The sequence below is a fragment of the Aquimarina gracilis genome (assembly GCF_035285365.1).
Lineage (GTDB): Bacteria > Bacteroidota > Bacteroidia > Flavobacteriales > Flavobacteriaceae > Aquimarina > Aquimarina gracilis.
Genome location: NZ_JAYKLX010000010.1, coordinates 56,974 through 82,958 on the forward strand (window position 1 = coordinate 56,974; position 25,985 = coordinate 82,958).

Annotated in this window: 22 protein-coding genes and 1 pseudogene; 1 reads left to right on the plus strand and 22 read right to left on the minus strand. The window is 32.4% G+C overall.

The features are described from left to right. Positions 1-2: 2 nt before the first annotated feature. From U6A24_RS19830 to U6A24_RS19860, 7 genes are all read right to left on the minus strand, one after another. The gene (locus U6A24_RS19830) at positions 3-1,295 is read right to left on the minus strand and encodes a hypothetical protein (protein ID WP_324181758.1); all 1,293 of its coding nucleotides are present in this window, start codon (positions 1,293-1,295) and stop codon (positions 3-5) included. Positions 1,296-1,305: 10 nt separating this feature from the next. After that, the gene (locus U6A24_RS19835) at positions 1,306-2,466 is read right to left on the minus strand and encodes a hypothetical protein (protein ID WP_324181759.1); all 1,161 of its coding nucleotides are present in this window, start codon (positions 2,464-2,466) and stop codon (positions 1,306-1,308) included. 939 nt (positions 2,467-3,405) lie between these two features. After that, positions 3,406-4,704, minus strand: coding sequence for an O-antigen ligase family protein (locus U6A24_RS19840; protein WP_324181760.1), 1,299 nt, complete (start codon positions 4,702-4,704; stop codon positions 3,406-3,408). Positions 4,705-4,815: 111 nt separating this feature from the next. Next, a complete protein-coding gene (locus tag U6A24_RS19845) occupies positions 4,816-6,162 on the minus strand; it encodes an exopolysaccharide biosynthesis polyprenyl glycosylphosphotransferase (protein WP_324181761.1) in 1,347 nt (448 codons plus the stop codon). 12 nt (positions 6,163-6,174) lie between these two features. Beyond that, on the minus strand, positions 6,175-7,149 hold the full coding sequence (locus tag U6A24_RS19850) for a UDP-glucuronic acid decarboxylase family protein (protein WP_324181762.1): 975 nt from the start codon (positions 7,147-7,149) through the stop codon (positions 6,175-6,177). Between the two features lies 1 nt (position 7,150). Further along, positions 7,151-8,464 carry a UDP-glucose dehydrogenase family protein gene (locus U6A24_RS19855; RefSeq protein ID WP_324181763.1) on the minus strand — a complete coding sequence of 438 codons (1,314 nt, stop codon included), beginning with the start codon at positions 8,462-8,464 and terminating at the stop codon, positions 7,151-7,153. A 31-nt stretch (positions 8,465-8,495) separates the two neighbouring features. Next, positions 8,496-9,716 carry a WcaI family glycosyltransferase gene (locus tag U6A24_RS19860; RefSeq protein ID WP_324181764.1) on the minus strand — a complete coding sequence of 407 codons (1,221 nt, stop codon included), beginning with the start codon at positions 9,714-9,716 and terminating at the stop codon, positions 8,496-8,498. Between the two features lie 198 nt (positions 9,717-9,914). Between U6A24_RS19860 and U6A24_RS19865 the strand changes: the two genes are divergently transcribed. Next, positions 9,915-10,769 carry a hypothetical protein gene (locus U6A24_RS19865; protein ID WP_324181765.1) on the plus strand — a complete coding sequence of 285 codons (855 nt, stop codon included), beginning with the start codon at positions 9,915-9,917 and terminating at the stop codon, positions 10,767-10,769. Between the two features lie 23 nt (positions 10,770-10,792). Here the strand turns inward: U6A24_RS19865 and U6A24_RS19870 are convergent, their stop codons facing one another. The 15 genes and pseudogenes from U6A24_RS19870 to rfbB all read right to left on the minus strand — a co-directional run bounded on the left by U6A24_RS19870 (position 10,793) and on the right by rfbB (position 25,985). Then, entirely contained in the window at positions 10,793-11,974 is a 1,182-nt protein-coding gene (locus U6A24_RS19870; RefSeq protein ID WP_324181766.1) for an O-antigen ligase family protein, read from the minus strand. A gap of 53 nt (positions 11,975-12,027) precedes the next feature. Next, complete coding sequence (locus U6A24_RS19875) at positions 12,028-12,684, minus strand: O-antigen ligase family protein (RefSeq protein WP_324181767.1); 657 nt, start codon at positions 12,682-12,684, stop codon at positions 12,028-12,030. A gap of 556 nt (positions 12,685-13,240) precedes the next feature. Further along, complete coding sequence (locus tag U6A24_RS19880) at positions 13,241-13,939, minus strand: CDP-alcohol phosphatidyltransferase family protein (RefSeq protein WP_324181768.1); 699 nt, start codon at positions 13,937-13,939, stop codon at positions 13,241-13,243. Positions 13,940-13,981: 42 nt separating this feature from the next. Further along, positions 13,982-15,379: an oligosaccharide flippase family protein gene (locus U6A24_RS19885; protein ID WP_324181769.1), complete on the minus strand. Its 1,398-nt coding sequence runs from the start codon at positions 15,377-15,379 to the stop codon at positions 13,982-13,984. 23 nt (positions 15,380-15,402) lie between these two features. After that, on the minus strand, positions 15,403-15,849 hold the full coding sequence (locus tag U6A24_RS19890; protein ID WP_324181770.1) for an adenylyltransferase/cytidyltransferase family protein: 447 nt from the start codon (positions 15,847-15,849) through the stop codon (positions 15,403-15,405). Positions 15,850-15,920: 71 nt separating this feature from the next. Then, positions 15,921-17,741, minus strand: coding sequence for an asparagine synthase (glutamine-hydrolyzing) (gene asnB, locus U6A24_RS19895; RefSeq protein WP_324181771.1), 1,821 nt, complete (start codon positions 17,739-17,741; stop codon positions 15,921-15,923). 3 nt (positions 17,742-17,744) lie between these two features. Further along, positions 17,745-18,797, minus strand: coding sequence for a GDP-L-fucose synthase family protein (locus U6A24_RS19900; RefSeq protein ID WP_324181772.1), 1,053 nt, complete (start codon positions 18,795-18,797; stop codon positions 17,745-17,747). 3 nt (positions 18,798-18,800) lie between these two features. Continuing rightward, positions 18,801-19,913 carry a GDP-mannose 4,6-dehydratase gene (gene gmd, locus U6A24_RS19905; protein ID WP_324181773.1) on the minus strand — a complete coding sequence of 371 codons (1,113 nt, stop codon included), beginning with the start codon at positions 19,911-19,913 and terminating at the stop codon, positions 18,801-18,803. 321 nt (positions 19,914-20,234) lie between these two features. Continuing rightward, positions 20,235-21,260, minus strand: coding sequence for a mannose-1-phosphate guanylyltransferase (locus U6A24_RS19910; RefSeq protein ID WP_324181774.1), 1,026 nt, complete (start codon positions 21,258-21,260; stop codon positions 20,235-20,237). A 12-nt stretch (positions 21,261-21,272) separates the two neighbouring features. Then, positions 21,273-22,241: a type I phosphomannose isomerase catalytic subunit gene (locus U6A24_RS19915; RefSeq protein WP_324181775.1), complete on the minus strand. Its 969-nt coding sequence runs from the start codon at positions 22,239-22,241 to the stop codon at positions 21,273-21,275. Between the two features lie 4 nt (positions 22,242-22,245). Then, positions 22,246-23,109 carry a dTDP-4-dehydrorhamnose reductase gene (rfbD, locus tag U6A24_RS19920; protein WP_324181776.1) on the minus strand — a complete coding sequence of 288 codons (864 nt, stop codon included), beginning with the start codon at positions 23,107-23,109 and terminating at the stop codon, positions 22,246-22,248. Then, the gene (gene rfbC / locus U6A24_RS19925) at positions 23,099-23,650 is read right to left on the minus strand and encodes a dTDP-4-dehydrorhamnose 3,5-epimerase (RefSeq protein WP_324181777.1); all 552 of its coding nucleotides are present in this window, start codon (positions 23,648-23,650) and stop codon (positions 23,099-23,101) included. Before rfbC ends, rfbD begins: the two co-directional genes overlap by 11 nt. Before the next feature lie 2 nt (positions 23,651-23,652). Further along, entirely contained in the window at positions 23,653-24,510 is an 858-nt protein-coding gene (rfbA, locus tag U6A24_RS19930; RefSeq protein ID WP_324181778.1) for a glucose-1-phosphate thymidylyltransferase RfbA, read from the minus strand. Positions 24,511-24,574: 64 nt separating this feature from the next. Then, positions 24,575-24,945, minus strand: a pseudogene (locus tag U6A24_RS23235) (four helix bundle protein). Positions 24,946-24,968: 23 nt separating this feature from the next. Further along, positions 24,969-25,985 carry a dTDP-glucose 4,6-dehydratase gene (gene rfbB, locus U6A24_RS19945; protein WP_324181780.1) on the minus strand — a complete coding sequence of 339 codons (1,017 nt, stop codon included), beginning with the start codon at positions 25,983-25,985 and terminating at the stop codon, positions 24,969-24,971.

Genomic DNA, 25,985 nt, shown 5'->3' on the forward strand with positions numbered 1-25,985 from the left:
GATTATTGCCTTTGCTTATTTTGTAAAATTGAATTCATTTTCTGTTCTAATTGTTTAATTCTATTTTCTTGCTCAATCGTATACAGCGTTAACTCTTCGATCTTTTCAAGCAATTTCATATTCATGGCTCCAAGATCAACGCCTTCGGCCTCCATAACTTTGGCTGATGGGATATTAGGCAAGTGCCCTTTTTCCTGGATATGCTGTTGCACTTCATCAATCGTTAATAAATCATACTCCTTTTTGAAGACATAATCGGGTGCGGGTACGCTTAGGTCGATTTTTACCTCTTCGGCATGGATTTTTCCTTTTACGGTGAGTTTTGAGTCGGGTGTTGTCGTTCCGATTCCTACATTACCTCCATTAAAAAAAGAGTTCCCAGAGGTATGTATCCTTATTTTTTCGGCATGATTAGTTTCTGAAGCTGCTGTATACATCTGGAAAACCGATTGTAATACTCCTTGTGATGAGCCCCCTGGTTTTAATTTAAAATTGTTATGATTGTAACTGCCAGGAATTGTTCCCATGGTCATGTTATGTCTTGCCCAATATATACCATCATCATCAGGCCCAGAGTTTAAATAAATCTTACCTGTGACTTCTAGTTTTTCTTGTGGATTTGTAGTCCCTATTCCAACATTACCTCCATTAAAAAAAGAGTTCCCAGAGGTATGTATCCTTATTTTTTCGGCATGATTAGTTTCTGAAGCCGCTGTATACATCTGAAAAACCGATTGTAATACTCCTTGTGATGAGCCCCCTGGTTTTAATTTAAAATTGTTATGATTGTAACTACCCGGAATCGTACCCATGGTCATGTTATGCCTAGCCCAATAAATGCCATCATCATCAGGCCCAGAGTTTAAATATATCTTACCTTTAACTTCCAATTTTTCTTGTGGATTTGTAGTCCCAATTCCAACATTACCTCCATTAAAAAAAGAGTTCCCAGAGGTATGTATTCTTATTTTTTCGGCATGATTAGTTTCTGAAGCTGCTGTATACATCTGGAAAACCGATTGTAATACCCCTTGTGATGAACCCCCTGGCTTCAGTTTAAAATTGTTATGATTGTAACTGCCAGGAATTGTTCCCATGGTCATGTTATGTCTTGCCCAATATATACCATCATCATCAGGCCCAGAGTTTAAATAAATCTTACCTGTGACTTCTAATTTTTCTTGCGGATTCATAGTTCCAATACCAACACTCCCGTGAACAGGAAATGTATTGGTTTGTTGCGCCGTTAGGGCCGATGTTAGTAGTATTGATAAGCTGAATATGAAGTTTTTCATAACTATTTTACTATTGGTTATTTAACAAGGTTTCTAATTTCTTTTCAAGAATCTTGATTCGTTCTTCTTGTTCCTTATTTTTTTTATTCTGCTCTATTGCATACAGTGTTAACTCTTCTATCTTCTCGAGCAACTTCATATTCATAGTTCCCAGATCCACACCTTCAGTTTCCATAACTTTGGCTGATGGAATATTAGGCAAGTGCCCTTTTTCCTGGATATGCTGTTGCACTTCATCAATGGTCAACAAGTCATACTCTTTTTTGAAGACATAATCGGGTGCGGGTACGCTTAGGTCGATCTTTACTTCTTCGGCATGGATTTTTCCTTTTACAGTGAGTTTTGAGTCTGGAGTTGTCGTTCCAATACCGACACCACTACCATCGCCCTTGATAGTAACCAGTTTTGAATTTCCGTTGTTACTGTTAAAAAATATATCCTGAAAATCTCTTGTTTCTATTTCCAACGCCAACCCATAACTTCTAATCTCATTGGTACCTCCAGAATTATTCCTGAAGAGTAAAGACCCTACTGAATCTCCAAGATTTATACTTCTAGAAGCTCCATAAATATCTAGTGTATGGTTAGGGGCAATCGTTCCGATACCAACACCACTGCCATCGCCCTTGATGGTAACCAATTTTGAATTTCCGTTGTTACTGTTAAAAAATATATCCTGAAAATCCCTTGTTTCTATTTCCAACGCCAACCCATAACTTCTAATCTCATTAGTACCCCCAGAATTATTCCTGAAAAGTAAAGATCCCCCTGAATCTCCAAGATTTATACTTCTAGAAGCTCCATAAATATCGAGCGTATGGTTAGGGGTAATCGTTCCAATACCAACACCACTGCCATCGCCCTTGATAGTAACCAGTTTTGAATTTCCGTTGTTACTGTTAAAAAATATATCCTGAAAATCCCTTGTTTCTATTTCCAACGCCAACCCATAACTTCTAATCTCATTGGTACCTCCAGAATTATTCCTGAAGAGTAAAGACCCTACTGAATCTCCAAGATTTATACTTCTAGAAGTTCCATAAATATCTAGTGTATGGTTAGGGGCAATCGTTCCAATACCAACATTGCCATGATCCGGAAATGTATTGGTTTGACCAAAAGTAACACCACATAGCAATATTGCCATGCATGTAAAAATGCTTGTTTTCATAATACGTTGATGATTAAAAAAGTTATAGGCTTTTATATTTTGGGGCCGTAAAAAGCGCGGCAAATATAGATATATTGATACTGCTTTATATCTAAAAATGATGATTGTTAATAATTTAATAATACCCAACAAAAGCATGAAATTTCTAATTACTGATCCACAGAATAATACGTTTTTATGCTGCTTATTTTTGCAAGAATAGAAAATTCCAGTTTCATTTTTTGAGACTCAGAAAACATAAGTGTTAAAATTTTATTAATAAAAATAACTGTATATAGCTAAATCAATAAACAATTTCATCCCGAACTACCTGTTTGTCTTACAAGTGGGGATTTGAGATTTCATTTTACTAGGTAGAACATATCTTAATGAGATGCTGAAACAAGCTTGTGCTGAACTCGTTTCAGTATTATCATCGGCCAATGTTGTAATATATTGATTTTCAGTCAGTAAAACACTTTACTGCAAGCACACGAGGCATTCGTTAGGAAAAAACTTAAAAAATTGAAGCAAGCCTCAGGTCTAAATCTCGCTGTGTCTGTCGGGGCAGGATTATCGAGTAAAACATCTCCCTAAATCCCTCTTCAAAGCTACCGTGTGTACACAACTCTTGAATTGAACCTTTTTGATAAAAAAACATCCATCCCCGGCCCTTCCTTCAAAGGAAGGGAGTTAAAAAGTCTCCATGCCGCGGCGTGGAGATTTAAAGGGATGTTTCAGACTCTGTTCTATCGTAATATTATTTGTATACACATCATAGCTCTTCTTAAGAGGGACTTTACTCCCTTCCTTTTGAAGACGATGGCGCAATAGCGACAGGCGAGATTGTGTGTGGGCCAAAGAAGGATGTAAACGTCGATGTAAACACTGGATAAAATTTTATTGGAGGTCTCAGGGTGACGTATGAATTATGAGTCTTAACGGATATTCAACTTTAAATTATTCATTTCGTATAATTCTACTACTCAAAATACTTCGCTTTTTAAGTAATAATGGGATGATTATAGAAAAGAACACAATCCCGTTAAATCGTACCAGCATCGATTCAAAAAAGAGTGAAATAAAAAGAATAACATAAACTGCTACTTCGTTTCGACTTCTATTCATTCGTATAGCCAGTAAAACAAATATATTTACCAACACACCAAATCCAAAAATTCCTGTTTGTAAGAAGGTTTGAAGAAATTGGTTATGCGCATTATATTTATTTTGATAGTTGGAGATATAATTGAGCTCTTTGTATTTTTCGATTAAAACATCATTGGTGTCTCCTATACCATAGCCCAAAATAGGGGCTTCTTCTATAAGTTTCACGCTCGCATCCCAGGTTAATAATCTGGACTTTTCTACCGATGTGTTATCAATTTCCAGGGTTTCAGCCGTGTCAGTTACATTGGTATAAAAATCAAATACCCTGGGGTTTTGTAAAAAAACAATCAATCCCAAGATAAATACTATGATCATGGTATATTTTTGGTTTTTGTCGGGAATATTGAAAATCAACAATATGCTTATAATAAACAAGGTAAGATAAGCTGCTATTGATGCTAACAGAAATAGATATAAAAAAAGTACAAGAGTTATAAGTAACCGGGTTCTGGAAAGTATTTTGTTTTTTAGGTAATAACTTAAAACCAGCAATATGTACAAAGAGACATAACTTGGGTTAACCAGACCCGAAAACTCTGCTCCAATAAAATAATTCCACCCATCTGATAAAGAATTCAGAAGTAAATTGAACCCCTCTAATGAAAGTTCAAAAAAAGAAAAATCATCCTTAATTATAGAAAACACATTATAACAAGCGACCGTAAGATTTATAAAAAAAGAAACCAACAGTCCAATAAGAAGAAACTCGATGAGTTTTTTAACTGTAGACGCATCTTCTTTTACAAAGAGGAAAATAACGGGAAAAAATAATAGTGATAAAGATCGTTGAAGCAAATCGAAGCCAGCCGAAATATTATCTGAATATATAAGGCTAAATGCCATTATTATAAAATACAATGGGAACAATAGAAGTGCCTTGTCATTAGAAAAATGCTTTTTCCTGGATCTAAAAATATTAATAAGACCCAGCACAATAGAAATTATAAAAAATGGGGTTGGTAGATTAATCCCAAGTGGCAACAGGAAGAAAGCGGTATATAAGCTGTTCCAAAAAATGGTTAAGACCAGATCATTATCATCGATATAAAGCATCTCCTTGAAGCCAGATGTTATTTTGGTTAGTTCCATATTATTCTGGACATTAGCTATTTATGGAGTAATTATATATAAACGGATAATTTTAAAATTAATTATTTCTTGTAAAAGCTACAGTATCTTAAAATACTATTCAAAACATTATTAATAAGCTTTCTCTTCTCCTTTAATGGCATTAACCACGGTAAGAATCACAATTTTTATATCGAGTAATAAGGACCAGTTTTCGACATAAAAGATATCATATTTAACTCTGTTAATAATGTCTTTTTTAGTTTCTATTTCTCCTCTAAAACCACTTACTTGTGCCAAACCAGTAATTCCTGGTTTTACAAAATGCCTAACCATAAACTTATCCACTTTTTGAGCAAACTCTTCATTATGCTTTACCATATGCGGTCTTGGCCCCACGACAGACATATCTCCCTTAAGTACATTAATAAATTGAGGCAATTCATCTATACTGGTTCTTCTCATAAATTTACCTACTTTGGTAACACGAGCATCTCCACGAGTAGCTTGATTTGAACTTGTACTTGGTTTCATCGATCTATATTTATAGCAATAAAACTCTCTATAATCCAACCCGTTGCGAAGTTGTCTAAAAAACACGGGGCCTCTAGACTCTAATTGAATAAATAAAGCGATTAAAGGAGTAAGCCACGAAAGGATTCCTATCAACACAACTAATGATAATAAAATATCAAAAGTTCTTTTTAAGAATTTGTTTATCGAATCATCTAAAGGAATTTCGCGAAACGATAAAACAGGTATATATTCATAATAATTAAAAATTAACTTTTTGGTAAAAATATCCTTATTATCCGGGATAAATTTTAATACTTTTAAGTTATTTTCGGTGAAATTAACTATTCGATACAATTGATCATTTGATAATTCGGCTATCGAACAATAGACTTCATCGATCTCGTTTTCGACGATATAATAAAAACATGTTTCTAAATCGAAATCTTTATCCTTTACCCCAAATTTCTTTTGGTATCTATATCCAAACTCTGGCTTGTCTTTGAATATCTTAATAAGTTGATTTGTTTTTTTATTGTCTCCAATAACGACAACTTTACGAATATTTCCTCCAAACACTTTCCTATATTTCGATAACAAAAAGAGAAGTGTATACTTCGTAATTGTAATAAGCCCTATTATAGCAACAAAATATTTCCCCATTTCCAACCTACTTATATTGGGTTGTTTAAAAAACCCAATGAATGCATAAAGAATAAGGCCAAAAATCAAAAATTGTCTAATCAAGGATGCTAATACTTGAATTACTTTAGAAAAGCGCTTAGTGTCATAAAACTTATTTTTTATTGAAAGTATGATCCATAAAACCGATATATAAATAGAAAATAAGATTTTATAAGTTATGTTAGTCTGAAAAAATAATATCGTACCATTTAATATAACCAAATCTATCAAACCAAAAAGAGGTTTTATATATACAGAATATCTGCCTATTCTACCACTCATATAATCTTTATATTATTTTTTAAAATCTCTATGTTCACTCTTATATAATTCTTCCTTTGAAAGACTTTTAAAATATTCTAATGTCCTTTTCATCCCTTCGGTTCTACTAATTTTTGGCTCCCAGTTCAAAACTTCTTTTGCCTTAGTTATATCCGGTTGTCTTTGCAAAGGATCATTAATAGGTAATTCTTTATAAATTATTTTTTGTTTGGTTCCTGTGAGCTTAATAATTTCTTCCGCAAAATCTCTGATGGTAATTTCATTAGGGTTTCCAATATTTACTGGGTATATATAATCACTTGAAAGTAGTCTGTATATTCCTTCAATTTGATCGTCAACATAACAAAAAGACCGTGTCTGAGAACCATCTCCAAAAACAGTAAGGTCTTCACCTCTTAAGGCCTGTCCAATAAATGCTGGAACTACTCTACCGTCGTTTAATCGCATTCTTGGGCCATACGTATTAAAAATACGCGCAATCCTAATTTCTAATCCATGATATGTATGATATGCCATAGTAATGGATTCTTGGAAACGTTTGGCCTCATCGTAGACACCTCTTGGCCCGATGGTATTTACATTACCATAATACTCTTCATTTTGAGGGTGTATCAATGGATCTCCATAGACCTCACTAGTAGAAGCTATAAGGATTCTAGCTTTTTTCTCTTTGGCTAATCCCAAAAGGTTATGAGTACCTAGAGAGCCTACTTTCAAAGTTTGAATTGGGATTTTTAAGTAATCGATAGGGCTCGCAGGTGAAGCAAAATGAAGTATATAATCTAATTTACCCGGAACATGAACAAATTTAGTCACATCATGATGATAAAATTCAAAATGTTTAAGTTTGAACAAATGTTCAATATTTTTAAGGTCACCAGTGATTAAGTTATCCATTCCGATTACATGAAACCCTTCTTTGATGAATCGATCACAAAGATGAGATCCCAGAAAACCAGCCGCTCCTGTAATTAAAACTTTTTTCATTTTATAACTTTATATCTTTTCTACCTATCGAAAAATATGAAATTCCCTCCTTCTCTACATCCTGAAGATCGTAAACATTTCTGCCATCAAAGATAACGTTATTAATTAGACGATCCTTTATTCTGCGAAAATCTGGCGTTCTAAAAATACTCCATTCAGTACAAATAATCAATGCATCTGCATCCTGCAATACATCATACATAGAGCTGCCAAAATTAATTTTATTGCCCAGCAATCGTTCTACATTGGTCATAGCCTCTGGATCATAAGCATTTATTTTTGCGCCTTCAATTAGCAAGTGGTCAATTATTGCAAGGGATGGTGCCTCACGTATATCATCGGTCTCCGGCTTGAATGACAAGCCCCAGAGGGCAAAAGTTTTTCCCTTTAAGTCATTATTAAAATACTCTCTAATTTTTGGCAATAGAATGGTCTTCTGGTTCTTGTTCACCTTGATAATGGCATCCAACATTTTGAAATCATACCCTTTTTCCCTACCTGCCTTTTGGAGTGCTTTTACATCCTTAGGGAAACAAGAACCACCGTATCCTATTCCCGGGAACAAAAAACGTTTACCTATTCTAGAATCTGTACCCATGCCTTTACGAACTTGGTCTACATCGGCACCAACTTTTTCGCAGTAATTGGCTATTTCATTCATAAATGTAATTTTTGCCGCTAGAAAGGAGTTTGCGGCATATTTGGTAAGCTCGGCAGATCTTTCATCCATCACAATTATTGGGTTTCCAGATCTTACAAAAGGTTTGTAGAGTTTTTTCATAAGCTCTGTGGCCTTTTCAGAGCTAGAACCAATAATTATTCTTTCAGGTTTTAGAAAATCATCTACGGCAAAGCCTTCTCTAAGAAATTCGGGGTTCGAAACTACGTCAAATTCACATTTTGCACTTTCTGCAATTACTTTCTTCACTTTATCTGCGGTTCCAACAGGTACAGTGCTTTTATCAACTATTACTTTATAATCAGTAATCAAATTTCCGATTTCTTCTGCCACTCCAAGAACATAAGATAGATCTGCGGCGCCATCCCCATTTTCTGGTGTAGGTAAGGCCAAAAAAATAATTTCTCCGTGGTCCAATCCTTCAGAAAGTGACGTAGAAAACTTTAATCTACCGGCTTTTATATTTCGTTCAAATAATATGTCCAAATGAGGTTCATAGATAGGAACCTCACCCTTTCTCATTCTTTGAACCTTTTGTTCGTCTATGTCTACACAGATTACCTCGTTTCCTGTTTCTGCCAAGCAAGTTCCAGTTACTAGGCCAACATATCCAGTCCCTATTACTGAGATCTTCATTTATTCACTTTTTTTGAAGAAGAACATTGTTTTAGACTTCTTCTAGTTTGTTATTTAAGGTTTCTAGAATTTTATTTTTAGAAAATCGATTGACAATATATTCTCTAGCCTTCAACCCCATTTCTTGAGAAACAGTCTTATCATCCACTAGATTATTTACAACATTCATTACTTGATTTACATTGGCCTCGCTTAAATAATATCCTCCCCTTGACTCATCTAACACTTTTTTTACTTCTGATTGTATATTACCTGTAACTAATGATGGTGTAGCACTAGCCATCATCCCTAATAATTTTGATGGCATCACAGTATCTATGACATCTTCTTTTTGAAACAAAATATGCAAATCTGCACTACATAATAAATCCGATAATTCTTCAAAAGGAACGGGCGAAAAATATTTAACGAAATTGTATTCTTTAATTTTATCAAGTAACCACTCTTTTTTCGCTCCATCTCCAACAACAATAATTTCGGTTCTTTCTGTATCCAGTTCTTTTATAAACTCTAAGAAAAATTCCCAATTCTGCTTATCTCCAATATTACCAGAATACAGAATCTTAAATTTATTAGAGTTTAAATATGCGTGCTTTTGAGCTGATTCAGGATTTATTTTATTTGCATCAATCCAATTAGGAAGAAAAAAAGACTCAGCTTTGGCTTTCCGGTCTAATTTCTTGAGCATTGTATTGCTTATAGTACTTGCAATATCCGCTTTGGAAAACAACCATTTTTCAATACCAAAAAGAATTTTAAAGATTAACGTTTTTATCCCTTTACTAGATTTTGTAACTCCTGATTGTAATGCTGCATCAAATTCAAAATCCTGTACATGAACCCATAAGTTTGCCTTACGTCTTTTCTTTAAAATCCAGCCAAGCAAAATTGTAGAGGTAAAAGGAACTATGGAAATAACAATATCTGTTTCTTTTATTTTAAACAGGTTGAACCAAGATCCAATAGTAAAGTCAATTAAATGAAATATTCGTTTTATGAAATTTGGTTTTTTAGGAACGTATTGTTTATACCTATATATCCTTATTCCATCAACCTCTTCTTGGTAAAAAGAACTTTTCTTTTTATAAGAATCTTTAATCCTCCATTGAGGATAATAAGGAAAGCCTGTAACGACATTCACGGTATGGCCTTTTTCAACAAAATACCGCGCCATATCTGTAGAATATAATCCTATCGCTGTATCTTCTGGATAAAAGTTTACACCTATTAATGTTATTTTTTTACTAGTCAACAATTCTCGTATTTAATTATTTCTAACCAAGCCATTAATCTTATTAGAACATCTATAGCTCTATATTACTATGATTGTAATAATCGCGCAAAGTTAAGATATTTAACAGAACGTAATGTGATTATCTGCCTAATTTCTTAAGTCATTTTATCTTATGAGCAAAAAATATATCTTTGCGAAGAATTTTATTAGTTTTTGATGAAGAAAATTGGGTTTATATTGGTGCTTTTGGTTGGAGTTGCAAGCTGCGATTCTGAAATAAATATTACACCCCCGACTATATTATTTGACAATGAAACACCTGAAGCGTATGATACATTATCACTAAGAGTAGTTGAATATGCAGATATAGATGGTTCTCAGATAACACCAGATTATTATAAGTGGTCTATTTTGGATAAGAATGATATTATTATATCTTCAGATTTTGATGATAGCCCAACTGTAGAGTGGACCCCTAATCGTGGCGGGTATTATATTATACAGGTTACTGTTGGATATGATGGTAATAAAAGTATTACCGCAGTGCGAGATATCACCGTAACCGAAAGTGCAAGATCTTTTCAAAAACGTCTCACAGGAACCTGGACGGGAACCGGAGAACAAAAAAGATTTGATGGAAAAAAATGGAAGGTAGACCTTACATTTGAAAGTAATGGTTATTATTCGGGGCTTTCTTCTCCAATCGAAAGTGGAGGTTATAGCCCACAAGGACCATTTTATAATGAATACTACTTAATAATAGACCCCGATAGACCTCAAGGACCTGACACAGGAAATCCAATTGGGCAGCAAGCCTCTGAAGAGGTGCCTTGTAGAGAATTCTTAATAGATAAAATTATTGACAACAAGGGCTATGGAAGTAGTCTGTCAATAAGTTTTGAAACTGAATTATTAGGTGATCCTGACTCATACACTTATAGTTGCTTAGATTATTACGACATCAAAGAGCTAGTTTTTTCGGATGACGATACTGTTGTGAGTTTTTTATTGACTGACAATAATGATTCGGTTGACGAATGGATTTTAAAGTATACTTTGACAAGAAACTAACCTTAATCGTTAATTTCTAAACGTTAAGCACTATCTTGTAAATTATAAGGGGATTTTTGTTTGTCTAAAAAGTAAAATGTACAAACTATAAAAATAAATAAAATAATCCCTGATTGTCGTTCCAGTATATTTTCGGTAAGCATGACTATTGAAAAGAAAATCAAAATAGAAATGTAAGTAGAATCACTTTTACGAACAGCAATTTTAAAATTATAAAACAGGAATCCAACCAAGGTTAAGAAACCAAAAGCACCAGCATTTAAAAAATATCCTAAAAATTGATTATGAGAATTATAGTCCTTTTTGTATAAATGGTCTGATAATTCTGAATAACACTCTCTAAGTGCATTGGACCCTAAACCATAACCGAAAACTGGTTTTTCTGAAATTGTTTTTAATACACATTGGTAAACGCCAATTCTAATACTAGAAGAATTATGATGCTGAATTTTGGTGTATGTTGTTTTACGATATAGCTCCCTGAATCTTCTTTCTAAAGTAGGTAGATAAAAAATGGCTATAAAAAAAGTAGCAATAAATCCTAAAGCTACAATAAATTTAAATCTTTTTCTAGAGCCTTTTAACATTAGAAGCACATAGACTGTAAATGATAAAAATAAGCTTACAACAACTCCTTTGCTCGAGATCAAAAATAGATCTATGACACAAAAAATGATACCAAGAATAAAAAAGACCTTTACTTTCGAGTTTACTCTTTTAAATATATTTGGGATTAACAAAATCGATACAGCCAAAAACATCGAAACGTATATTGGGTGATCGCTAAGCATGGGTATGTCAACTACCGCTTTTCTAAAAGAATTTACTCTTAAAGACTCCTCGCTGAATAATCCAATGGAATAATAATAGACCATGTGAGATATTGATAGTAAAACTGAGCTGCTTATAAAAACAATACTAAATTCTTTTAATTCACTACGATTTACTTTACGATTAATTAATAAAAAAGCCAAAGGAACAAGTAACAAAGAAAGCATCGTCTCCACCTTTCTATTGGGAAAATCGAAAGTATTTAAAAGGCTTAAAATATTAATTATAAACAAAGAAGATAAAATCAGGAATGTATACACATTAAATCTTTTAAATCCAGAGGTAACAATGCAGTATACAGAAGCCAATAATAACAAAATTACAGGAAGCCCTTTTAGGTTCTCAGGAAGCAATGGGAAAACTCCAAAGCTCAAAAAACTAGTTTTTAAAATTTTATCTCTAAGCATATAAAAGAAAGAATCACATTTTATTCCACTCTATTATCATAGTCTAATTTCTGTCTATTCATAGTTTTGTATTCTAATAAAATCATAAAGGCTATAAACCAAAACAAAAAATTTGACATCATATGTGGAAAAGAGATTAACGAGTCAAATAGTAATATTAAGACATAAAGGCTCCCTAAAATAATTGAATAATGATTCGGTTTTTTTAACGTTTTCCAGCAGACAAAAAACATTCTAAAAATAAAAGTGATATAAATCACTAACCCTAGAAGGCCATACCGACTCAAAACAGCAAAAAAACCCATATGTATATTTCTCACATTATGAATGTCGGTATTCGCACCTGCAATAGTTTTATCTACAGTTCCAGAAAGATCAATAGTGCTGCCGAATCCATTTCCAAATAACTTCTCAAAAAAATTGCTTTCCCTAAAATTACTAAGAATTACCTCTCCTTCATATAATCTATGACTTGTAGAATGATCAGTAAATTTTAGTTTAGAAAAATCAGTGTTCTTTAAAAAATATGTGAAGTTTCTGTAGGATCCTGTAGCTTGTATTTTGTCCCAAAAAATAACTATTCCAATCGTGATTAAAACTGATGGTATAAGTAGTAAATAAATTTTCTTTTTCCTGCTTACATTAACCGAATCAAAAATAAAAAAGTATGATACCATAAAAATAAGCATTAATAGTGCGCTTTTACCTATCAAACTTTTAAACACAATTATTGGAAGTAAGGCATATAAAAGAATAATGTTAAGTTTGTCCTTAACAAAAAACAAAATATAAACTATTGCTAATAAACTGAAATACGAGAATTGTAATTTCACATCAAAAACCACTAATAAACTACCTAAGAAAAGAAGCCATAAAAAGCTGTTTTTATATACCTCTGTACTTATACTTGTCTTGAAAACTAAGATGTAAAAAAAAACGGGTAACAAAGCAATAAAACCATCTGTAATTATTAGTGAAAATTTATTTCCTTTGAAAAAGGAAACAAATAATACTATTGCATAAAAAGTGAGGTATAATACGATGTTTGAATTTATACTTATATTCCTCTTTTTAAAAACTAAATAAAAAATCCATAAAAAAAAGGGAAATGACAATGCCGTCATTATTCTTTTTGCATAAAAGTCATTCTTGAAAACGTTTCCTTCACCTAAATCAAAGATATACGGAACTACCATTGCTAAAAAGCATATGGTAAAAAAAAGTACTACAACTTTATTTAGACTTACTGACATGTACCCAGAAAAATTGTTGTTTCAATATTCTTAAGACTAATAATAATGACACTATAATACAAGAATAAAATTCTATACCAAATTGAGGTGATAAAATCAAATAAAAAAGAAATAGTTCTGGTAGAGAAATCGGTTCTTTTATTAAACCCATTTTATCACACCACTTTCCGTATTTTGAAGTTGAGGTTTCATCCTTATCTTTTATAGAATTTTTTAATTTATATATATCGATATTATATCTGCTTTCGGAGCCAATAAAACTTAAACCTAAAAATAATGAATTTAATAGAAGTAGTTTAAAATCCCCCTCAGAAAGAAAATAATTGTACGCAATTGCTGTACTAATTAGGGTTAGATTTAATCTATCTATACTAATATCCATCCAAGCCCCATATGGTTTTCCAGTTTTAGTAATTCTAGCAACTTTGCCATCTGTAGCATCAAAAATATAGGAAATAAAATACATTAGCCCCCCAAACAAAACATTACTAGAAAAATAATAATAGGCAGATAGAACTCCGAAACCCATAGATAAAATACTAATTATATTTGGTGTTATCCTAGTATAATTAACCATAATAAAAACTAATGGAACCGTTATATATTTAAGTAATAAAACATTAACCCAAGCTTCTTTACTATGAAAACTATTCTTAACCAGTGAGTATGGATACTTCATATAACATTGTGTTTTTCTATATACAAAAATAATATACTAAAATCATAACTTATTATAAAAGGGTAATAGGCCAATAAGCATCCTGCCTTTATAATAGATCCCTAATAAAATTAAATTTATTATTGCAGTTAGAATTAAATCAAATAAGATATCTCTAAAAAGCAATTTTTGCAGTAATACATTTAAGACGAAAAGGAGTAATAAAAAAAAATGATTTTTTTCAAGTTTTATAAAGCCCTGAATTCTCAAAGAGCCAAATACATATATTATGTTTAAGACGATATGCGCTGCTAAGCTAGATAAAAAAGCTCCTTTTATGCCCATTACTGGAATTAAAATCAAATTAAACATTATACTAAAAATCACAGATACAATAACAGCTTTTGCCCTAAGATCCTGTCTGCCATAACAGGTTAATATAATTCCGGGAACTATTCCTATATATCTTAAAAACATAATACTAAGTATATAAATTGTAAAATTTTCTAATACTAGGTATTCCTCGGAAAATAATAACTGGATAATTGTTCTATCATAAAAAAACACTGTGGCGATTGCCAAAAATGAGAAAAACATTACGAATTCAAATAGCTTGGCCAGCTTCAATTTTACTTCCTCTCTTTTTTGAAGTAATCCTGATATTTCAGGAATAAAAGCATCACTTATTATAACCGCTATAAGCATTGATGCCATTATTATTCTCATTCCTGCTTGATATAAGCCTACATCTTCAATACTAGATAATAAAGACAATATAAAGGTGTCTATGTAAATAATAGAGGCTCCTAAAATTAAATGAATTGCATAAGGTGTCGCATTTTTTAAAATTGTAAAAACCTTACTTATTTCTAATTTTAATGTTGTTGAAAAACTTTTATTAAATACAAGAACTGAATACAAGAAATATACTACCCTTATAAGTGCAAGTATGTAAGCAAAATAAATTATATCGTTTTTGCCAAAAAATTCATTTATAAACAACAACACAAAAAGAAGGCCGCCCTGTATAATATACCCAATAGCCTCTTTATCAAATCTATTGACAATTTTAAAACTGTTCAAATAAAAGTTTCCAAAAGAAGCAGGAATGGCTGAAAAGACCAATATTGCTATAATTTTATTCGTAATATCATCATATGTGTTGAATAGAAGAAAGGGAATAAAAAATATTAAACTAGCAAGAGATACAATTATCTTTCCGGATACCATTAATGAGAGATTTCTATTTATTTCTTGTTCCTTCTTGCCACTAAGAATTAAACTCTTTAGATTAAAACCATAATCTAACAACAAAATTCCAAGTGATGAAAAAATAAATGCTAAAGAAAAACTTCCGAAATCGCTTATACTTACCTTTTTTGCCACAAAAAAGACAACAAAAATGTTAATCCCCATTTTACAAAGCAAGGAAATACTAAGGTATATATATTTTGAATTCACAAACTTCGTATGGCTTTATTCAATTAATTGGTTCCTCTAAGATTTTTTAAGGTTTCATTAATCAAAGTAGATGAGGTTCCTTGAGTATATGGGAAATAAACAATTTTAACTCCCACTTCTTTAAATTTTTCATCTAATTCCTTCCATTTTGGAGTGTCTAACCAATCATCACCAACAAACATGACATCAAATTTTAGTCGTTCCCACATCTTAAACTTATCCATATCGTTTTGGGGTATTACTACATCTACATGTTTGATGCTTCTAACTATCTCCATTCTTTCTTGATGGTTTATTACGGATTTCTTGTTTTTATAAGAAACTAATTCATCACTGGTCACACCAACAATTAATTTATCACATAGGCTTTTAGCATTCTTTAATAGATTTAAATGACCTATATGAAATAGATCATAAACCCCAGAAGTATAACCTACTATCATCTTTTCATCTCCTCTTTTAAAGCTCATAATAATCTTAATTAAGTTTAAACTATAGTCGAAATTAATATTGTTTAACATGATTAAATATCATGTTCGACTTAATTCCATCTCCAGTCTTTGTTGAAATAATTTTTCTTGAATAATTCTATATTTATAAACATCCAAAGGATCTGACCTGCTCTAGGTTCTTTTTTACTTCGATCAATCAAGTTGTCCAGCACATTTGGCTTCAACCAATCAACATTCTCCAGTAAGTCTCTCGCTAATATATCAAGATTATCGAACCATTCATTTAAAGGTACGGGAAAACCAACCTTTTTCCTTTCTATAATTTCTTTAGGAAGATATTTATAAGACAATTCTCGTAATATATATTTAGGAATATCAAGTTCTTCACTATAATCATTAGAGTTCAACTCTTTGGCTTTTTCTTTGGACTCTTCATCTAACCATTTCAATTTTAAATCGTAAGGAATATTCTTGTATGCATATTCAATCAAATTATGATCAAGAAACGGAACTCTAGCCTCGACTGAAGTTTGCATAGTGGTCATATCAACCCTTTGCAAAAGGCCTTTTACATGGTATTTATGGAAAAAATTGAATACATTTTCTTCATTTGACCTTGACTTAAATTCTTTTTTAATTTTTGAATCAAATTCATCTCGATATTCTACAGAGGTGTTTATTAACTTATCCCTCATGCTTCTAGGCACGTATTCATAATTATGAATAAAATAATTATAGAATTCGGTTTCCTTTTTTGAATTTTCATATTCAAAAGGTTTTCTAAATATTCTACCATAACCACCTAATAATTCATCTGCTCCTTCACCTGATAAAACAACTGTTATTTTTTCTTTTAGCTTTGATGACATTACCGCTAACGGGATTTCATTTGGAACACCTAAAGGAGAGTCTTTAAACTTTATCAATTGTTCCCATTTTGCCAAATAATCTTCTTTTTTCATCAATATTTCGTGATGATTGGTCTTATATTGTTCGGCTATAAGTTCTGAATATTTAAATTCATTTAATTCATTAAAACCTATTGTATAAGTGTTAACTTTTTCATCTTTATTCAGAGCAGTAATTGCAGTTATTAAACTGGAATCGACACCTCCACTAAGATATGTTCCCAATGGCACATCGGAAATCAATCTATACTTAATAGCTTTTACTAACTCCTTTTCAAAGCCTTCCAACACATGGTCCTCATTATAATCCTTGGAAGTGTTAAATTCTTTAGGTATATCCCAAAACTTTTTTTGAGTGCTTAACAACTCATTATTTACTTCTAAATAGCTGCCGGGTTCTACTTGAAAAATCTTTTTAAAGAAAGTATATGGGCTTCGAACATACCTGTTTGCCAAATATTCATCAACAGCACTATCATTAAATTCTGCTTTTACTAACCCGCTTGATAATATGGCTTTTATTTCAGAGGAAAAAACCATATTCTGTCCATCATTATAATAGAATAAAGGTTTTATCCCAAGTCTATCTCTAACTAGAAATAATTTTTTCTCTAAGCTGTTATACAGGGCTATAGAAAACATTCCATTTGCTCTGTCCAAAAACCAATCTATTCCTTTTTCTTCAACTGCCGCAATTATTACTTCTGTATCAGAGTTTGTGATAAATTCATAATTTAAACATTCTCTTATTCCTTGAAAATTATAAATTTCACCATTGAAAACAATATGCCATCTATCTGATTTTGTATGCATAGGTTGATTAGCAATCTCACGAGTATCTATAATGCTAAGTCTTCTATGCCCTAAAGCTATTTTGTTTTCACTTACATAATGCGCCCCTGCATCTGGGCCTCTATGTAAAATAGAATTATTCATCCTATCTATTCTTTCTTCTATCTTGGATATTCTTCCCGTAGAATATATTCCTGCTATACCACACATATATTAGTGACTTCTATTAATGTACCAATTATACATTTTCTCAATTCCTTTTTCCAACTCAACATTATGTTTCCAACCCAAGCTATTAAGTTTAGAAACATCTGTTAGCTTTTTCATCGTCCCATCTGGCTTGTCCGAATTAAAAACTAGATTCCCAGAATAACCGACGATTTTTTTGATTAATATTGCTAAATCTTTTATTGAAATATCTTTTCCGGTTCCTATATTAATATGAGTGTTTCGGATCTCTTTTGCATTTTTATCGTAGGTGTCCTCAAAATCTCTATTTTTCATAATATAGACACATGCATCGGCCATATCCTCACTCCATAAAAATTCTCTCATAGGCTTTCCACTGCCCCATATTTCTACACTGCTAGCATCTACACCAAACCCTTTTAGATATTCATTCGCCTCATCAATATTATTCTTGCCTAAATCCTTAATTACTTCATCCGATTTAGATTCAGATAACAATTTGGCTAAGTGCATTTTTCTTATTAATGCAGGAAGAACATGTGACTTTTCTAAATCAAAATTATCGTTTGGGCCATATAAATTTGTAGGCATTACCGATATGAAATTAGTGTCATATTGTATATTATAACTTTCACACATTTTAATACCTGCAATTTTTGCAATCGCATATGGCTCATTAGTATACTCAAGAGTATCGGTTAATAGGTAATCCTCTTTCATGGGTTGAGGACAGTTTTTAGGATAAATGCATGTGCTTCCTAAAAAAAGTAACTTCTTAACTCCATTAAGATAGCTTTGATGAATTACATTATTCTGAATCATCAAATTTTCATAAATAAAATCAGCTCTATATACATTATTAGCAACTATTCCTCCAACTTTTGCAGCCGCCAAAAACACATATTCTGGTTTATGTTCTTCAAAAAAATCAGCTACCGCATTTTTATCTGTAAGATCAAGTTCTTTATGAGTTCTAGTCACGAAATTAGAATATCCCTTTTCTTGTAAGTTTTTAAGAATGGCGCTTCCTACCAAACCCCTATGACCTGCAATATAAATTTTTGAATCTTTCTGCATTTCTTATTCAAAATAATTGAGGGTTGTATATCCCCCGTTCTGAAGGAATTGATCTTTCTTCATTAATTTCAAATCACTTTGCATCATATCTTTTACCAAATCTGGTAAATCGTACTTTAATGTCCATCCAAGTTTTTTCTTAGCTTTTGTAGGGTCTCCAATAAGGAGATCAACTTCTGTAGGCCTAAAATATTTGGGATCCACATTCAAGATTTCCTTACCTATTTCTAATTGATACTCAGGGTTGTTACATTTTGCTATATAGGCTTTTTCGTTAACTCCCTCGCCTTTAAACTCAAGTTCTATTCCCGCCTCAGCGAAACTCATTCTTACAAAATCTCTCACTGGGGTTGTCTTTCCTGTAGCAATAACCCAATCTTCAGGTTTATCTGCCTGGAGAATCATCCACATCATTATTACATAGTCTTTTGCATGTCCCCAATCTCTTTGGGCATCTAAATTTCCTAAGTAAAATTTATCTTGCAGTCCTAAGGCGATTCTGGATGCTGCTCTTGTAATTTTACGTGTCACGAAAGTTTCTCCTCGAATTGGAGACTCATGATTAAACAAGATTCCATTACAAGCATACATGTCATATGCCTCGCGATAGTTAACTGTAATCCAATATGCATACATTTTTGCTACAGCATAAGGACTTCGAGGATAAAATGGTGTTGTTTCGGACTGCGGTACTTCTTGAACTTTTCCATACAATTCTGAAGTTGATGCTTGATAAATTCTCGTCTTTTTTTCCAAACCTAAAATTCTAATAGCCTCTAACAACCTTAGAGTACCTGTTGCATCCGCATTAGCTGTGTATTCAGGTGTTTGAAAAGACACATGGACATGACTCATAGCTGCCAAATTATAAATTTCATCTGGTTGAATTTCTTGTATTAAGCGTATCAAGTTTGTACTATCCGTCATATCACCATAATGAAGATGAAAATTTCTGTCTTCTACATGTGAATCCTGATATAAATGGTCTATCCTATCTGTATTGAAAAGCGAAGATCTTCTTTTCATACCATGTACTTCGTAACCTTTTTTCAACAAAAACTCGCTTAAATAGGCTCCATCTTGACCTGTAACGCCGGTTATAAATGCTTTCTTCATCTAAAAAATTAGTTTAAGAACTTGTTGTTTTTCAACAAAATTATATATTTTACTTTTTGACTTCCTTTAATATTGATGGTATTCTTCATATTAAAATCTCAAAACTCTCATCAATAATTTTCATGTCCAAATCTTTTTATTCGCTTTGCTAAAAACACTATGGTTTGAACCTAGCTGCAAAAGTAGGATAATTATCTGTTTTTTCAAGTTTTATGTAATCAAGTTTACCAGAATACCTTAAAATTTCCTTTACAGAATAGTACTAAAATGTTCCTTTAAAATCTCTAAGAATTAAAGCTCTCTGTTCAGAAAAAAGAATAACTATTTTACTAATCTATTATCTGTTTTTTTTACAGAATTATATATTTCTTTTACTTTCTGACTTTCTCCCTTTGGTAAAATAAGAAGACAGTCTTCGGTATCTACTATGATCATATCAGAAACGCCAATTCCCAGGGCCTTTTTGTTTCCAATGAAATATGAGTTGTTTGATTCGGTCCCCTCTAATTTTTGTATATGATCGATCTGAGTGGGATAACTTTGAAAATATCCAACCAATGAATCAAAAGACCCTAAATCTGTCCATTCAAACGCCGAAGGGATTGTTTTTATCTTACTACTTTTTTCAAAAACAGCATAATCTACACTTTCTTCAGGTATAGATAACATTGCTTTTTCATCAACCAAATTATTCTTAATAGTGCCTATTGCATTTTCACTGCTTTCAAAAATGTCTTTTCTGTATTTTTTTAACTCTTCTAGAAACACCCCCGCTTTAAAACAAAACATTCCACTATTCCATAAAAAATTTCCTGAAGCAAGAAATTCTTTTGCTGTTTTTGCATCGGGTTTTTCTCTAAAACTTATTACATCTTCGTTATTATATTCGATATAACCAAATCCAGTTTCTGGGGCTTTGGGCTCTATACCAAATGTTACCAAATAATCGTTCTTAGCAAGCTCAATTGCTTGGTTAAAGCAAGATTTATAAACATCCTTGTTTGTAATCATATGGTCGCATGGAGTAACAAAAAGAATGTCCTCTGGGTTTACCATAAACGACATCAGCGCTATTGCAGGAGCGGTATTTCTACCTACTGGTTCAACGATAAGGTTAGAAAAAGATTCTTTCACCTCACTAATCTGTTTGTTGGCTTCGGTGATTTGATGTTTATTGGTGATTAACAAAAACTCATCAACCAACTTCTTATTTCTATCAATTGTGTGCTGAAACAAGGATTGGCTATTAAAAATTTTCAAAAATTGCTTAGGTCGGCTCTCCCTTGAAAGCGGCCAAAGCCTAGTACCCGAACCTCCACTTAGAATAACGTTGATTATCTTACTCATTTAAACTTGAATTTATTTAATATAAATTTCTAAAAGTTCTATTGCTGCCCCACGAATTTCAATATGATCTAATGCTGCTGGAATCAATATCGTTTCGCCTTTTTTTATTGGTTCTTCGTTTTTATTTGCGGTAATACTTCCCTCTCCATCAACACACATATAAATTTTAAAGGAATCAATATTCGTATATGTTCTTTTAAGATACTTGTCTACTGTCAAATAGTTGGTAGTAAAATAATCGCATGAAGTGATTTCATTAGGAACGTTTTCATGAGTACTATAGTTTTGCTTATAATTATTGTTATAATTATAATCTAAAGCATCTATAGCCAGCTCTGTATGTAACTCCCTTTCATTTCCTTGATCGTCTTTTCGATCCCAATCGTATACTCGGTAGGTGATGTCTGAGGTTTGTTGTATTTCTGCAATAAGAGTTCCTCCCCCTATCGCATGTATGGTGCCTTCGCTTATAAAGTAGCTATCACCTTTCTTTACTTGTTCTTCGTTTAAGAGATCATGAATTCTTCTGTTCTCGAGAAATTCAGAATATTCTTCCTTTGACGTGTCTTTATTGAAACCCACAATTAGCCTGGCATTCTCATCAGCTTGCATTACATACCACATTTCGGTTTTTCCGAACGAGTTATGTCGTTTCTTTGCCAATTCATCATTTGGATGTAACTGAACAGATAAATCCTCTTTAGCGTCGATAAACTTTATTAATAAAGGAAACTGATTCCCAAACTCTTGATATACTTTTTTTCCTAGTAAGTCCTCTTTGTAATTCTTTATTAATTGTACCAAGTTTTCGCCTTGATAAGCGCCATTTGCAACAACTGAAATATCTTCATCGACTGTCGAAATTTCCCAGCTTTCACCTATATTTTCCTTATCTGAAGCTTTGTTTAACAATGTCTTCAATTTATCCCCTCCCCATATTTTCTCTTTGAGAATAGAATGAAATTTTATTGGATAAAGCATACTACTATTCGTTCATTAATTTTTCTAAAGAGTCTTGCCATCGTAAAACCCTCATATCTAAGGACTTTTCGATTTTCTCTTTACTTAAAACACTATATTTGGGCCTGGCTGCAAAAGTAGGATAATTATCTGTTTTTTCAAGTTTTATACCACCAAGTTTGCCTGAAAGCCTTAAAATTTCTTTTGCAAAATGATACCAAGTTGTTTCTCCTTGATTGCTATAATGATAAATACCATATTTTTTATTGTTTGATCGAATCAAACTAAGAATAAACGCTGCTAGATCATTGGCATTAGTAGGCGTACCGATCTCAGAATTCGTGATTGTGAATTGCTTTTCGATATTTGATTTTTGTAAAATAATCTTAAAAAAATTATGCCTATATTCAGAATACAACCACGAGGTTCGGATAATGAAGAATTTCTCAAGAATTTCTTGAATATACTTTTCTCCTAACAATTTAGACTTTCCATATTCATTGATGGGATTCGGAACATCTTCTTCGGTATATGGTGTTCTTTTTTTTCCATCAAACACATAATCTGTCGAAATATGAATAAGTATCGCATCATGTTTTTTACAAACTTCTGCAACATTTTTTGCGCCTTCGGCATTAATCAAAAATGCTTTTTTTGGTTCTTTTTCGGCTTGTTCTACATTGGTATACGCAGCACAGTTAATTACAACCTTAAAACCTTTTTCAATAAAAAGACTTTCTATCTTTTGTTTTTGAGTAATATCTAATTTTTTTGAATCTGCGAAATAGATTTCCAAATTATCATAATCACCCCCTATTTTCCTGATACACTGACCTAATTGGCCTCCTGCTCCAGTAACTAGAATCTGTATTGGGGTTCTACTGTTCATTAATTAGATCTTTTAGGAAAGGTAGCATATTATCTTTTGCAGACAACTTAATTTCTGAATCGTTTAATTTCCAGTCTATTGCCAAATCGGTATCATTATATCTAATTCCAGATTCTGAAGATTTATTGTAATAATTATCACATTTATACGAAAAAATCGAATAATCACTTAAAGTAACAAAACCATGGGCAAAACCTCTTGGTATATATAGCTGAAAATTGTTTTGATCATTAAGTAGGATTGAAAAATGCTTTTTAAATGTTTTTGAGTTTGGTCTTAGATCGACAACTACATCCAAAACTTCACCCCTAACGACTCTCACTAATTTTGCCTGGGCAAAACTTCCTTTTTGAAAGTGTAGGCCTCTCAGTATTCCTCTATGGGAAAAGGATTGATTGTCTTGAACAAAATCTACCTCGAAACCTATTTTTTCTTGAAATTCTTTTTGATTGAAGCTTTCAAAAAAGTAACCTCTGTTATCCTCTATAATCCTAGGTTTTATTATAAAACATCCTTCTAAAAAGGTAGATTCTATATTCATTTTTAATCTAATTGCAGTAAATATTTACCATAACCACTTTTTAAAAGAGGTTCGGCTAATTTAATGAGTTGTTCTTTATTTATAAATCCTTTTTTAAATGCGGTTTCTTCAATAGCACCTATCTTAAGGCCTTGTCGCTCTTCGATCACCTGTACAAATTGCGATGCTTGCATAAGTGAATTAAACGTTCCGGTATCAAGCCAGGCAGTTCCTTTATCTAATATGCTCACTTTTAATTTCCCTTTATTAAGATATGCATTATTAATATCGGTAATTTCCAATTCTCCTCTTTCACTTGGCTTTATCAATTTGGCAATTTTAATAACCTCATTATCGTAAAAGTAGATTCCGGGGACCGCATAGTTTGATTTGGAGTCTTTTGGCTTTTCCTGAATAGAAATTGCATTTCCATCCTGATCAAACTCAACAACTCCATATCTTTCAGGGTCCTGAACATGGTATGCATATATAATCCCTCCTTCGGGGTCGTTATTGCTTTCTAATAGATTTTGTAATCCAGAGCCATAAAAAATATTGTCTCCCAATATGAGTGCTACTTTATCCTGGCCTATAAAATTTTCTCCTATTAAAAAAGCTTCTGCCAGACCATTTGGTTTTTCTTGTACGGCATATTCAAACCTGCATCCATATTTTACACCATCTCCCAAAAGTTGTTTGAAAAGCGGTAGATCTTTAGGTGTTGAAATAATTAGAATTTCACGAATTCCGGCAGACATCAAAGTAGAAAGAGGATAATAAATCATTGGCTTATCGTACACAGGCATCAGTTGCTTACTAACTGCCAATGTCAAAGGATGTAACCTTGTTCCCGAACCTCCTGCCAGAATTATTCCTTTCATTTTATTTTTGTTATACTGTTATCAAGTAGCAAAGTTAACTAGAACAAGATTATGTTTTTTTAACTTACAGTCTTTTTAGTAAATTCAAGATCATCCTTCTTATATAAACAATTTGTTTTTCTAGATCAGTTTCTTTTGTAATATAACCTAGTCTAATCGAAATTTCTATCTGGGTTTCTAATTCTGATAAGGACCCTAAAGCAATATATAAAATCTAGATAGTTCTTTATTTCCTTTCCTGCCACAACCCTCCGATATATTTGAAGGAACAGAAACAGAAGCTCTTCTTAACTGGCTTACTAACCCATAAAGCTCTGATTGAGGAAAAACATCTGTTATTTTATAAATGTTTTCTACTAAAAGCATCGATTCTTTCCAAACTCTTAAATCTTTATGGGATTTTACCGGCGTTTCTTTTTTATCCTTTTCCTTCATAGGGCTTAGTAACTCATAACTTATTAACTGTTGTACTTTTCAAGATACCATTTTATAGTTTTTTCAATGCCTGTTTCGAAATTCTCATCTGCTTGCCAGCCTAACTCCTCCTCAATTTTTGTAGCATCAATGGCATATCGTAAGTCATGACCAGGTCTGTCTTTTACATAGGTAATTAACTCTTTGTAAGATTTTCCGTTTTTTCTCGGAAGCCTTATATCTATCAATTCGCAAATTTTTGAAGCAATATAATTATTATCACGTTCGTTTCTCCCTCCAATATTGTAAGTTTCCCCATACCTTCCTCTTTTGTACACCAATTCGATTCCTTTACAATGGTCTAGAACGTAAAGCCAGTCTCTAATATTTTTCCCATCTCCATAAATAGGGATAGCACTTTCAGCCAGGGCATTTCTTATAATGGTAGGTATTAATTTTTCGTCATGTTGCTTTGGACCATAGTTATTAGAACAATTGGTAGTAACCACATTGATGCCATAGGTATGAAAATAACTTCTTACAATAAAATCTGAAGAAGCCTTAGAAGCACTATATGGACTATTAGGGGCATACGGTGTTTTTTCCGAAAATAAACCCGTTTCTCCTAAAGTACCATATACCTCATCTGTGGATATATGATGAAATTTACTCTCTTTGTGTTCTTCTTTATGCTGATGAGGAGATGCTATCCAATGATTTTTTGCCACATCTAGTAATGTAAACGTCCCAAAGACATTGGTTTTTATAAATTCATCTGGATTTGCAATAGAATTATCCACATGGGATTCTGCAGCAAAATGAATAACGCCTTCAAAATTGTACTTCTCAAAAAGAGATTCAACCAAGTTTCGATCACAAATATCTCCTTTTACAAACGTATAGTTATTGTTGCCCTCTACTTCTGTAAGGTTTCTTAAATCCCCGGCATAAGTAAGTTTGTCTATATTAACGATATGTATTCCTGGATTCCTATCAATAAAATATGGAATAAAATTAGAGCCAATAAACCCTGCTCCACCAGTAACCAAAATATTGATCAT